Consider the following 11,723-nt stretch of genomic DNA (forward strand, 5'->3'; position numbering starts at 1 on the left):
ATGGCGGCGCACACCGGCATCGCGGGCATCCGCGGCGACGCCGCGATCGAACCCGCGTCGGCGACACCGAAGTGGGCGGCCCTGGCGTGGGCCCTGCTGATCGTCAACACGCTCGGCTCGACCGGTGCGAAGACGGTCATCCCGCTGCCGCGCTCGGTCAGCCAGCTGGTCACCATGGGCGCGCTGATGACGGCGTTCGTGATCGCGCTGGTGCTGAACAAGCACCTGCGGATCCGGCCGAGCGCGTACCTGCTGCTGCTGACTCTGCTGCTGGTGTCGAGCATCCTGTCCAGCGCCGACCTGCAGGAGGGCGCCGGCGCGCTGTTCCGGTGCTTCCGGCTCACGGTGTTCGTCTCCACGCTCTGGTTGCTGACCCGCTGGTGGGACGGCGGGTTCACGTTCGTCCGCGCCCACATCCGCACGTACGCCCTCGTGCTCGCGTCGGTGGCGGTCGGCCTCGTGGTCTCGCCCGGCAACGCGATGCCGGAGGAGTACGGCGGCCGGCTCTCGGGCGCGATCTGGCCGCTGACCCCGCCGCAGATCGGCCAGTACGCGGCGGTCATTTCCGGGCTCACGCTCCTGCTCTGGTTCGGGCGCCGGACGACGTGGCGCGGCGCGCTGTACATCGTGGTGCCGGCGCTGGGGCTGCTGCTCCTCACGCACACCCGCACGGCGACGCTCGGCCTGGTCGCCGGGCTGGCCGTGGCCTTCCTGTCGATGCTGCTGACCAGCGCCCGCGCGCGGAAGGTGTTCGCCTGGACGGTCGGCGTGGGCGGGGTTGCCGGCGTCGTGCTGGCGGGCGCGCTGCAGGCGTGGTTCCTCCGCGGGCAGAGCGCGGACAACTTCTCCAGCCTGACCGGCCGCGCGAAGGTGTGGGACGCGCTGCTGGAGGCCCCGCGGACGACGTCGGAGTACATCTTCGGGGTCGGGCTGACGGACAAGTCCTACGACGGCCTGCCGATCGACAACAGCTGGCTCGCGATCTACCACGAGCAGGGCTTCGTCGGGATCGCGCTGGTGGCGGGGTTCCTCCTCACGTTGGTCGTGGTGGCCGTGCTGCGGCCGCCGTCCCTGGCTCGCGCGTGCGCGATCTTCCTGATCACCTACTGCCTTTCGGCCTCCTACACCGAAGCCGGCCTCGGCGACGCGTCGCCGTACCTGCTGCACCTGGCCCTGGCCGCGTCGCTGCTGGTCCGCGGGGTGCCGCAGTCCGACGAACAAGCATTCATTCCGGCGAAGGGGTCAGTCGCGTGAAGGTGCTCGTGGTGCACAACCGGTACCGGTCCGAGCAGCCGAGCGGCGAGAACAACGTCGTCGACGCCGAAGTGACGCTGCTCGCCGAGGGCGGGCACCAGGTGTCGCTGTTCGAACGCCGCAGCGACGACATCGGGTCGATGTCGCTGCCCCGCAAGGCCGCGGTTCCGTTGACGGTGCCGTGGAACCCGGCGGTGCGGAAGGAGCTCGCCGCCCGGCTGCGCGCGTCCCGCCCGGACGTCGTGCACATCCACAACACGTTTCCGCTGCTGTCGCCGTCGGTGGTCGCGGCCTGCGCGGACGCGGGGGTGCCCGCGGTCGCGACGCTGCACAACTACGGGATGGTCTGCCCACCCGGCACACTCCACCGCGACGGCCGCATCTGCACCGAGTGCGTCGGCGGCGCACCGCTGCCGGCGGTGAAGCACGGCTGCTACCGCGGTTCGCGCGTGGCGACGCTGCCGATGGCGGCGAGCACGGCCGCGAACCGGCGCCGGTGGTGGACGGGCATCGCCCGGTTCTTCTGCATTTCGGCGGCCCAACGTGACCTCCTGGTGTCGGCCGGGATGCCCGGCGAGCGGATGGCGGTGAAGCACAACTTCGTCACCGACCCCGGCGTCCGCCGCACCGGCGACGGCAAGCACGTGCTGTTCCTCGGCCGCGTCACCGAGGAGAAGGGGGTGGGCCTGCTGATGCGGGCTTGGGACCGCCTCGGCGGAGCCCTGGGCGTGCCGCTGGTCATCGCCGGTACGGGCCCGATGCAGGACGAGGTCGCGACCTGGGCGGCCGGCCGCGCGGACGTGTCGTACGTGGGTCTGCGGAACAAGGCGGAGTGCCGTGCCCTGACGGCCGACGCGGTGGCGGTGGTGGCGCCGTCGACGTGGCTGGAGGCGTTCGGTCTGGTGGTCGTCGAGGCGATGGCCGCGGGCGTCCCGACGGTGGCGGCATCCCACGGCGCGTTCCCGGAACTGGTGGACGACGGCGTCACCGGTCTCCTGCACGCCCCGAACGACCCGGCCTCGCTGGCAGACCAGCTGAGGAAGGTGGCCGGCGACCGCAACCGCGAGATGGGCGACGCGGCCCGGGTCCGGTACGAGAAGGACTTCACCCCGGCGGTCGGCTTGGACCGGTTGATCGCCGGGTACGAGGCGGCCATCGAGGCGCACGGGTGAGGCAGCTGGTCCGTGAGGCGCCCGCGGCCGTACCGGCCGCGTTGCGCGCCCCCTTGGCCATGACGGCTGCCCTCGCGACGGCGGTGCTGGTCGCGCTCGGCATCCTCCACTTCCACGACTCGGGGTTGACGGGCATCGACGCGGCGGTCCTCCCGTCGATCGACGGCGTCCGGCCGCCGTGGCGATACGTGGCCCTGGTCATCGACTTCGGCGGCGAGCCGGTGGGGGCCGCGATCCTGGTCGCGCTGCTCGCGCTGGTGTGCTTCCTGGCCCACCGCATCCGGGCGGCGGTGCTGACGGTGCTCGGCGTGGCGGTCACGGTGGCGGTGACGACGTCGCTGAAGCCGATCATCGGACGCACGATTCATGGCGAGTTCCTTTCGTATCCGAGCGGGCACACGGCGTTGGCCACGGCGCTGGCGGTGGTGATCGCGCTGCTGGTGGCGGATCGGCTGGGGTTGGGCCGGGCGCCGGGGGTGGTCTTGGTGCTGGGGCTGGCGTTGGTCGCCGGGGTGGCGATGGGCTGGGCCGAGGTGGCGTTGGGAGCGCACTACCCGACGGATGCGGTGGGTGGGTTCTGTGCCGCGTTGGCGGCGGTCCCGGCGACGGCGTGGGTGGTGGACCGCGCAGCCGAACGGCTGTGACGCCCGAGGCCAACGTCGGCTTCTGTTGCGGCTGAGCGTGGTCCGCCGAGCTGCGGGTGAAGCACGGCCCGCAGCCGGTGAAGGGATCCCCGACCTGCCGCCTTGGTGATTGGCATGTTCCATGCGCGGCCCGCGGAGCCTGGCTCAGCCTGGCCGCGGGGTGGCGGGCGGATTGAGCGGGCTCCGATGCGGAATCCGACTGTCGGCCTGGGCCGCTCTCGTTCGTCGGTGGGGTGACCTACCCGCGAAGGAGAGACCGATGATCCAAGACATGATCGCCGCCGAGCGGCGGGAGCTGGCCGCCGTGCTCGGTGCTCTGACGCCGGCCGAGTGGGGCTCCGCGACCTTGTGCGCCGGGTGGCGGGTTGCGGAGGTTATCGCCCACATGACCATGCCCTTCCGGTTCTCGGCCGGGCGGTTCGTGCGCGAGATGGTGAAGTCCGCGGGGCGCTTCAACCGGATGGCCGATCGCGTGGCTCGCCAGGAGGCCGCCGAGCTTTCGCGGGACGTTCTCGTCGCCTCGCTGCGGGACAACGCCGGCCACCCGTGGCAGCCACCCGGTGGCGGGCCGGAGGGTGCTCTGAGCCACGATGTGATCCACGGCCTCGACATCACGACCGCCCTCGGGCTGGATCGTCGCGTGCCGCTGGACCGGCTGGAAGTAGTGCTCGCCGGAGTCAAGCCGAAGCAGGTGAAGTACTTCGGCACCGATCTCACCGGCGTTTGCCTGCGTGCCGACGATCTCGATTGGTCGTACGGCAGCGGGACCCCGGTCACCGGCCTGGCCCAGGACCTGCTGCTGGTGCTCTGCAACCGGCGCCTGCCGGTGGGACGTCTTCGGGGCGAGCCGAGCGCGCGCTTCACCACGGTCTGAGCTCCTTCCGCAATTCTTCCATTGTGGACAGTGGGGCGGTGCCGTACCGCAGCGCTTGCAGGCCGGCGGCGCGTGCGGCCGAGACGTTCTCCGCGCGGTCGTCGATGAGCAGGATCCGGTTCGGCGCCACGTCGAGGCGGCGGCACGCGCCGGTGAACGCTTCGGGGGCGGGTTTGCGTACTCCGGTGTCGCCGCTGACGAACCAGTCGGTCAGGTACTCGCCGAGGCCGAACCGCTCACGCAAGAGCTTCGACCACTCGCTGACGTCGTTGCTCAGGCAGCCGAGCCGCACTCCGGTCGCGTCGAGTTCGGCGAGGACCGTGACCACGCCTTCGGTCAGGCGGTGGTTCCGGCAGTACTCCTCGTCCGATGCGCCGGACGCGCCGGCGTTCGCCCAGAAGTCGGCGGAGGACATCTTGCCGAGGCTGCATTCCTGGTACAGCTGGGCGATTTCCTCCCGGTGCGGCACGCTGCCGTGGCTGCGGAGGTAGGGCACGAGCAAGTCGCCGACGTCGTCGGCGGAGGAGTAGAGGACGCCCATCGCGTCGAACAGGACGACGTCGATCGCGTCGCGGTCGAGGGGTGCGGGGATGGCGGACATGTCTTCGACGGTACCGAACACCCGTGCGAACGCCATCGCTGAAATGGGTGAAGTGCGGGCTGTCCGGAATTCTCCGTTCGCGATTTTTTCCTTTGGTAGCAAGCAAAAGAGGGGTCAAGGACCGAGGTTGTGGCGAAAAGTGTCGGACCCCCTCGGCAAGCTCCCGATCAGCAGCCGGCGGTCCCGCCGTCGAACGAAGAGCACTCGTCCTGCGAGTAGGGCAACGCCCGCCAGCCCGCAGCGTCGACCGTCCTGGAGGTGTCATGCACGACGAAGGTCCACGGCCCGGCGTAGGAGTTGTCGTGCCAGCGGTTGCCCTGCTGGAAGGTGATCGCCTCTTCCACGACGGTTCCCTTGTAGGGAGACCAGTCCGGGAAGGTCCCGTAGTTCGACAGCAGCGCCATCCGCCCGCAGAGGCTCGTGCAGCCCACCCGTCCAGGGTCGAACCGGAAGGTGTTCCCGTGAACCTCCACTCGCTGGGTCTTCCAGCGGCAGTCGTCGTACGCCGGTGGTTTCTCGATCTTTCCCGCCACGCACGAAGACTGCGCAGCCACCTTGGTGCAGTAACCCGAAGACGTGTTCGCCGGGCTGCTGCAGAAGCGGTCGGCGTTCTCCCACAACGTGATCCCGGCCCAGTTGTCCTCGAACGTGTTCCCGCTGATGTCGACGGCCGACGTCCGCGCCGGCACGCGCGGCTCGCCGCCCGACTCCGACAGGTACACCGTCGCGGCCGGGAAGTTGTCGCCGCGCGCCGCGAACGCGCGGCCCTGCACCAGCGTGTTGCCGCGGAACGTGTTGCCGCGCAGCACGAGGTTGTAGCTGGTCTCGTAGAACAGTGCCTCGGCGTCGTTGGCCTCGAACAGGTTCCCCTCGACGAGGAAGTCGTTGTTGCCCGTGTCCGCCCACAGACCGGCGCCGTGGTTGCCGTGGACCCAGTTGCCGCTGATGTCGGCGCCGTTCACGGCCCAGAACTTGGCGCCGCCGCTGCACCCGCAGCCCGGCACCTTGGCTTCCCAGTCACCGGTGTTGTTGCCGGTGATCTCGTTGCCCTCCAGCACGAGCCCGGTGATGCCGTCGCCGGCCTGGTAGGCGTTGAGGCCGTACTGGCCGTTGTCGCGCAGGCAACTGTGCCGGACGACCTGGCGCGCCCCGGCCATCAGCCCCGCGCCGGCGTTGTCCTCGATGGTCGTGTTCTCGATGAGCCAGCCGTCACCGGAGTCGTGGTTCACCACGCCCTGGTCCTGGAGCGCGGCGAACCCGCGGATCGTGAGCCCGTGGAGCTCGACGTCGCGGGCCCGCTGGGTGAAGGCCGCCTGGTTGACGCCGCGGCCGTCGACGACCGCGCCCGGCGCCCCGAGGTACACGTCGCCGTCCTTCGGGGCGACCTGGCCGAACCGGTCGGTGCCGAGCGTGTGGGTGCCGGGGCGGAGCCAGAACGTCGTGCCGGGCGGGTTCGCCGCCGTCTTGGCCGAGAGGTCACCGTCGACGCCCGGATCGACGGGGACGGCCCCGGGAGGCGCCTCTTCGTGCTCCGCGGGCTGGTGGTCGCACACCGGTCCGGGCCCGTCGGTGCCCCGCGCGATCGCCGGGCAGGCCACGGCGATGAGGAGCGAGCAAGCAGCGACGAGAACCGCACGAGATCTGCCCATGGACGGAAGTTACGCACGAACGGGCCGGAAGACAGTCACCCTCAAGTGTCCTCATCGGACCCAGAGGGTGAATCCGGCTCGTCGGTGGGGCGGGAAGACGGCGAAAGCCGGCCGGAGCGAACTCCCCGGCCGGCCGGCGTCGATCCCGGGTCAGGCGAACTTGCGGAACACCGGCTGCACCGGGCGGCCGCCCATCCACGGCGTGGGGTCGTTCGCGTCGAGGGCCTTCCGGTACACCGTGCAGGCCTGGGCGACCACGTCGATGGTCTTGTCGATGTCCGCCTCGGTGAGCGCGGCGCTGACCACGAAGGACGGCCCGAGCACCCCGCCGCTCACCAGCTCGCGCAGGAACAGCGTGCGGTACGGCTGGGACGGCTCGAGCTGCTCGTCCAGGGTGCCGAAGACCAGGTTGCTGGAACGTCCGCGGACGACCACGTGGTCCCCGACGCCGATCCCGGCCGCCACTTCGCGGACACCGGCGGCGAGCCGGTCACCGAGGGCGTGCAGCCGCGCGATGACGTCTTCGTCGCGGTAGACGTCCATCACCGCGATCGCGGCGGCGAGGGAGTGCGTCTCGGCGCCGTGGGTGGTCGAGAGCAGGAACACCCGTTCCCGGTCGGTGTGCAGCCCGCCGATCTCCATCAGCTCCCGCTTGCCGGCCAGCGCGGAGACGGCGAAGCCGTTGCCGAGCGCTTTGCCGAACGTCGAGAGGTCCGGGGTGACACCGTAGAGGCCCTGGGCGCCGTGGGCGGACCAGCGGAACCCGGTGATCATCTCGTCGAAGATCAGCACCACGCCGTGGCGCGTGGCGAGCTCCCGCAGGCCCTGCAGGTACCCCGGCGGCGGGCCGACCGCGGCCGCCGGCTCCAGGATCATGCACGCGATTTCGCCCTCGTGGCGCTGCAGCAGCTCCTCCGTGGCCTGCAGGTCGCCGTACGGAAAGGACACGACCGCTTCGGTCGTCTCGTCCGGGATCCCCGCGTTCATCGCCGTGCTGCCGATGAACCAGTCGTCGGTCGAGAAGAAGGCGTGGTCGGCGCACTTGGCGACCAGCCGGCGGCCGGTGGCGGCGCGGGCCAACCGGACCGCGGCGGTGGTGGCGTCCGAGCCGTTCTTGGTGAACTTCACCATGTCGGCCGTCGGCACGTTCTCCAGGAACCGCTCGGCCGCCTCGGCTTCGATGATCGACGGGCGGATGAAGTTGCTGCCCTTGCCGAGCTCGCCGCGGACCGCGTCCAGGATCCGCGGGTGGGCGTGGCCGAGGCTGACGGCCCTCAGCCCGGCGCCGTATTCGATGTACTCGTTGCCGTCGACGTCCCAGACGTGGCCGCCGAGGCCGTGCGAGATGACCGGAGCCATCCCTTCGGGATACTGGTCCGAGCCCTTGGCGTAAGTGTGCGCACCTCCCGGGATGACCCGGTGCAGCCGCTCGTTCGCCTCCGTGGAGCGGGGCAAGTTCGTTCCCATGTGGGTCACCTCGTTGGTTTCAACGCCTCTCCGAGAGACGGCGCGCGCTCATCCCGGTCACTGACCATTGTGACCGACAGTGGCCACGAAATGTCCAATTCTGGGTCTTTGTACGAAATTGTGATGTCTTCGGCCGGGTCGTGGGGCCGATCGATACGGTACGAAACGTCCGAGATATCGGTGAGTGACTGGAATCCGTGCGCGCAGCCCGCCGGGATGTACACGGAAACCTGCGTATCACCGGAAAGTTCGAACGTTTTGACATTGCGGAATGTGGGCGAATCCGGTCGGAGGTCCACGACGACGTCGAAGATCGCGCCGTGCGAGCAGCGCACCAGTTTCGCCTCGCCGGCTCCGCCACGCAGGTGCATGCCGCGGACGACTCCCTTGCGGGAACGGGAAAGGCTGTCCTGGGCGAAGCCGTCCGGGTCGATCCCCACGGACGCGACGACCTCGCGGTCGAACGTCCGGCTGAAGAAGCCGCGCTCGTCGGCGTGGGGGGTCGGTTCGAACAGGTACACGCCCTCGATCTCGGGCACCGGAATGGCCTTCATCGCGCACCCCCGAAGAGGGCCGCCGAAAGGGCGGCGAACTGGTCTTTGAGTCGCTGGGCGTTGTTCTCGTTCCGTTCCGCCAGGATCTGGCGCAGTTCCGGCGAACGGTTTTCGAGTTCGGTGAACTGCTCGACGAGCCGGTCGAATTCGACGGTCTTCGCCCGCTGGGTGAAGCCGCCGAGGCCCATCTCCGCCATGAGCACCTCGTTCTTCGGCGCGTATCCGATCGCGACGGTCGGTTTCGCGACCTTCAGAGCGCAGAGCACGTTGTGGTAGCGCGTGGCCACCACGCTGTCCACCGCCGCCATCTCGTGCATCAGCTCGCCCAGGGTCTCCGCCGAAGCCGCCGTCACCAGCGGGGAAGCGGTCTTCTCGACGATCTCGTCGACGACCTGCCGGTCGATCCGGTCACCGATGAACAGCCGGACCGGCCTGCCCTGGTCCACGAGCCACGCGACGAACCGGTTCATCGTGTCCACGTAGTGGCGGTAGATCCGGTCGCCTTCGGCGCGGTCGTCGTTGCCGCCGTAGTAGGCCATCACGCCGACGCCGACGGTTCCCGGCTCGCCGCCGGCGGCCGGAGCGGGGAGGGAGAACGCGAGGTCGGGGTAGACCTCGTCACGGCTGGTGTCGACGCCCATGGCGCGCAGGGCGTCGCGGGAGATGTCGTCGCGGTAGGAGCGGTACGCGGCGAGCCGGCCGGACCAGCGGACGAGCGTCCGCGTGGCCCGTGCGCTGATCTCGTCGGCGCCGACGCTGACCAGCGCGACCTTCGTGCCGAAGAGCCGCCCGGCGGCGGAAAGGAGGAAGAGCGAATACGGGAAACCCCACGGACGCAGGGGAAGCGTCGCTTCGAGCACGCCCATGCCGGGCACGATGACGACGTCCTGCTTGCGGACCCAGGCGGCCGTGCGGCCGACGTCCACCAGCTTGCCGAGTCCCTTGAGGACGATCGAGCGCAGGCCGGACGCCGTTTCGTACTCGGCCTGGTTCCAGTGCAGGGGCGTCGTGTCGACGCCGTACCGCTCGCGGACCACGTCCGGGCCGCCCACCAAGCCGGTCAGGACGGCGTCAGGGTGTTCGGCGCGCAGGTAGCCGAGCACGGCTTCGAGGGAACCGTCGTTGCCGAGGTTCCCCGAGCCGAGCAGGCCGAACACGCCGACGCGCGGGGCACGCTTCACGCGAGCCTGCCTTCCCGGCCGGCCACGATCTCGTTGACCGTGGTGACGTCGGAGGCGGTCGGCGCGCGGTCCTCGACGCGCTCGCCGTGGCCGGAGCGAGCCCGGTTGGTCAGCCAGGCGCCGAGGTGCCCGAAGCACTCGCGCTTGTCGGCGGCCGAGATCGGCGCGCGGCGGATCAGGTCCGCGAACCCGAAGACGTACTCGCCGAGCAGGCGGACGGTGGGGTTCCGGAGCCGGTTCGCGCGCCGCGGGTCCAGGTTCGCGCACCGGCTCCGGATGGTCGGGTTGGCCCGCTCCGCGCGGCCCGGGTGGTCGCGGCGGAAGTAGAGCAGCTCGGGCACCTGGTGGAACGCGCCGTGCAGGGCCATCTCGGCGGAGTAGGTCCGGTCGGCGTGGTGGTAGCTGTCGAGCGGCTTGACGCGGCGGAGGACGTCGGCGCGGATGACGCCGTAGAAGTCGTCGCCGCCGGGCTCGAACAGGATGCTGCGGAAGCGGTCCGGGGCGTGCGGGGAGGCGGTGTTCAGCGTGTACTCGAGCGGCTGGACGATACGGCCGTCGCCGTCGATGATCGCCTGGTCGCAGTGGGCGAGGATGACGTCCGGGCGCTCGTCGAGGGCCTCGACGCACCGCTTGAGCAGGTCGCGGGCGTAGAGGTCGTCGTGGGAGACCCACTTGAAGAGCTCGGTGCGGGACACGTCGAACACGTAGTTGTGGTTCGGGGTCGCACCGATGTTCTTCGGCTGCCGGACGTAGCGGATCCGGGAGTCCTTCTCGGCGTAGCGGCGGCAGATCTCGTCGGTGCCGTCCGTGGAGGCGTTGTCCGAGATGATCAGCTCGAAGTCTTCGTAGGTCTGGCCGAGCAGGGCGTCCAGCGACTCGGCGAGGTACTCCTCGCCGTTGTACACCGGGAGGCCGAGGCTCAGCCGCGGGACGGTGGTCATGGAGTCCTCATTCCTTGATCGGCAGTGTGATCGGCTCGAAGACCACGGTGGTTTCGTTCATCCCGATCGGCGCGAAGACGATGGTGGTCTCGTTGGCCCCGGCGTCGTCCACGGCCGGTGGCACGTACTCCCGCAGGCCGAGCCGCAGTTGCCACCACCAGACGACCGATCCGGTGAGCGTCGCGATCGCGACGCCCCACGCGGACCCGGCCGCGCCGCCGAGGAAGGCGCCGGTGATGCCGAACGTGACGTAGAACAGGGAGGCGATCAGCTGCGAACGCAGGCTCCGCGGTGCGGCGCCCAGGGCCCGGAGCCCGGCGGCCGCGCCGGTGGCGAAGCTCGCGCCGACCACGGCGAGGGTGACCGGGAGGATCAGCGGGGACGACGAGTCCCACACCGAGCCCATCACCCAGCGGCCGGCGGAGTCGGGGAGCAGGACCAGCAGGCCGAGACCCCAGCACAGCGCGGCGGCGGCCTGTCCGCCGCCGAGGATCATGCAGAAGTGCTTGAGCCGGTGCGGTGCCCGCTTGAGCACCCGTGCGCCCTCGGCGACCGTGACCAGGGACAGCCCCATGAGCAGGGCGAGGAACGGTCCGAGCAGCTGCTCGGCACCGCGGACCGCGCCGACGGCGGTGATCCCGGCGATGGCGCCGAGGCCGTACGCGCGCAGCTGGGACGCGCCGCTGTTGCTGACGTTCTCGACCAGGTACCGGACGCTCAGGTCGCGCTGGGTCCGGAACCAGCCGAGCACCTCGCGCGGGTGCGGGAGGACGCCGGTCTGGAACCAGCCGAAGATCGCCGCGACCGCGCCGGAGAGGCCCCAGGCCAGCACGAACGCGACCACGGTGTGGACCTGGGCGGCGATGTACAACGCCGGGAGGAGCGCGACGCCCCACACGCAGTCATTGATGAACGCCTTCTTGCCCGCGCCGCGCGCGAAGAAGGCGAACCGCCAGGCGTCCTGCAGCAGCAGGCCCGGCAGGACGACGGCGAGCGCGACGAACGCGTTGCCGAGCGGGCCGCCCGCCGCCAGCCCGGCGACCAGGCTGATCAGCCCGGTCACGCAGCCGACGCCGATGGCGGTGCCGGAAGCGCTGGCGACCCCCAGGCGCCAGCGGTCCTCCGGCACCGCGCTGAACCGCACCATCAGCGGGTCGGTGGCCAGGCCCCGGGAAACGTTCAAGACGACGCCGTAGGTGACCCAGGCGAGGCTGAAGATGCCGAACGCGAACGTGCCCAGCGAGCGGGCCACGTACAGCCCGACCGCGAAGTTCGTCAGGCTGGACACCGCCTGGTCGCCGAGGCCCCAGCTCAGCCGCCCGGCCATGGCGCGCACGGCGCCGTTCCGGAGCAGCGAGCGCGGGGCCCGGCGATGGTTGGCCACGT

The 11,723-nt window shown here is 70.6% G+C and carries 11 protein-coding genes; 4 read left to right on the top strand and 7 right to left on the bottom strand.

The window, feature by feature from the left end; genetic code table 11:
• From ACZ4TR_RS38085 to ACZ4TR_RS38100, 4 genes are all read left to right on the top strand, one after another.
• Entirely contained in the window at positions 1-1,254 is a 1,254-nt protein-coding gene (locus tag ACZ4TR_RS38085; RefSeq protein ID WP_465293004.1) for an O-antigen ligase domain-containing protein, read from the top strand.
• Complete coding sequence (locus tag ACZ4TR_RS38090) at positions 1,251-2,426, top strand: glycosyltransferase family 4 protein (RefSeq protein WP_465293006.1); 1,176 nt, start codon at positions 1,251-1,253, stop codon at positions 2,424-2,426. The genes ACZ4TR_RS38085 and ACZ4TR_RS38090 overlap by 4 nt, the downstream gene beginning before the upstream one ends.
• Positions 2,423-3,070: a phosphatase PAP2 family protein gene (locus ACZ4TR_RS38095; RefSeq protein ID WP_465293008.1), complete on the top strand. Its 648-nt coding sequence runs from the start codon at positions 2,423-2,425 to the stop codon at positions 3,068-3,070. The genes ACZ4TR_RS38090 and ACZ4TR_RS38095 overlap by 4 nt, the downstream gene beginning before the upstream one ends.
• Positions 3,071-3,329: 259 nt before the next feature.
• A complete protein-coding gene (locus ACZ4TR_RS38100; RefSeq protein WP_465293010.1) occupies positions 3,330-3,944 on the top strand; it encodes a maleylpyruvate isomerase family mycothiol-dependent enzyme in 615 nt (204 codons plus the stop codon).
• Here ACZ4TR_RS38100 and ACZ4TR_RS38105 read toward each other — a convergent pair.
• The 7 genes from ACZ4TR_RS38105 to ACZ4TR_RS38135 all read right to left on the bottom strand — a co-directional run bounded on the left by ACZ4TR_RS38105 (position 3,931) and on the right by ACZ4TR_RS38135 (position 11,721).
• Positions 3,931-4,545 (bottom strand): HAD family hydrolase, encoded by a 615-nt coding sequence (locus tag ACZ4TR_RS38105; RefSeq protein WP_465293012.1) that lies wholly within the window; start codon positions 4,543-4,545, stop codon positions 3,931-3,933. The genes ACZ4TR_RS38100 and ACZ4TR_RS38105 overlap by 14 nt on opposite strands.
• A gap of 167 nt (positions 4,546-4,712) precedes the next feature.
• Positions 4,713-6,194 carry a right-handed parallel beta-helix repeat-containing protein gene (locus ACZ4TR_RS38110; RefSeq protein WP_465293013.1) on the bottom strand — a complete coding sequence of 494 codons (1,482 nt, stop codon included), beginning with the start codon at positions 6,192-6,194 and terminating at the stop codon, positions 4,713-4,715.
• 150 nt (positions 6,195-6,344) lie between these two features.
• Entirely contained in the window at positions 6,345-7,661 is a 1,317-nt protein-coding gene (locus ACZ4TR_RS38115; protein ID WP_465293015.1) for a glutamate-1-semialdehyde 2,1-aminomutase, read from the bottom strand.
• Between the two features lie 5 nt (positions 7,662-7,666).
• Positions 7,667-8,215 carry a dTDP-4-dehydrorhamnose 3,5-epimerase family protein gene (locus ACZ4TR_RS38120; RefSeq protein WP_465293017.1) on the bottom strand — a complete coding sequence of 183 codons (549 nt, stop codon included), beginning with the start codon at positions 8,213-8,215 and terminating at the stop codon, positions 7,667-7,669.
• Positions 8,212-9,396 (bottom strand): polysaccharide pyruvyl transferase family protein, encoded by a 1,185-nt coding sequence (locus ACZ4TR_RS38125; protein WP_465293019.1) that lies wholly within the window; start codon positions 9,394-9,396, stop codon positions 8,212-8,214. The genes ACZ4TR_RS38120 and ACZ4TR_RS38125 overlap by 4 nt, the downstream gene beginning before the upstream one ends.
• Positions 9,393-10,337: a glycosyltransferase family 2 protein gene (locus ACZ4TR_RS38130; protein ID WP_465293020.1), complete on the bottom strand. Its 945-nt coding sequence runs from the start codon at positions 10,335-10,337 to the stop codon at positions 9,393-9,395. The genes ACZ4TR_RS38125 and ACZ4TR_RS38130 overlap by 4 nt, the downstream gene beginning before the upstream one ends.
• Positions 10,338-10,344: 7 nt before the next feature.
• Positions 10,345-11,721: an MATE family efflux transporter gene (locus tag ACZ4TR_RS38135; protein ID WP_364514312.1), complete on the bottom strand. Its 1,377-nt coding sequence runs from the start codon at positions 11,719-11,721 to the stop codon at positions 10,345-10,347.
• Between the last annotated feature and the right edge of the window lie 2 nt (positions 11,722-11,723).

Source organism: Amycolatopsis sp. NPDC028719 (assembly GCF_055565395.1).

What these genes read in the sequence shown, in the direction of transcription:
- ACZ4TR_RS38085 (WP_465293004.1), top strand. Translation starts at nt 1, where the DNA reads ATGGCGGCGCACACCGGCATCGCGGGCATCCGCGGCGACGCCGCGATC.
- ACZ4TR_RS38100 (WP_465293010.1), top strand. Translation starts at nt 3,330, where the DNA reads ATGATCCAAGACATGATCGCCGCCGAGCGGCGGGAGCTGGCCGCCGTG.
- ACZ4TR_RS38105 (WP_465293012.1), bottom strand. Translation starts at nt 4,545, where the DNA reads ATGTCCGCCATCCCCGCACCCCTCGACCGCGACGCGATCGACGTCGTC.
- ACZ4TR_RS38110 (WP_465293013.1), bottom strand. Translation starts at nt 6,194, where the DNA reads ATGGGCAGATCTCGTGCGGTTCTCGTCGCTGCTTGCTCGCTCCTCATC.
- ACZ4TR_RS38115 (WP_465293015.1), bottom strand. Translation starts at nt 7,661, where the DNA reads ATGGGAACGAACTTGCCCCGCTCCACGGAGGCGAACGAGCGGCTGCAC.
- ACZ4TR_RS38120 (WP_465293017.1), bottom strand. Translation starts at nt 8,215, where the DNA reads ATGAAGGCCATTCCGGTGCCCGAGATCGAGGGCGTGTACCTGTTCGAA.
- ACZ4TR_RS38130 (WP_465293020.1), bottom strand. Translation starts at nt 10,337, where the DNA reads ATGACCACCGTCCCGCGGCTGAGCCTCGGCCTCCCGGTGTACAACGGC.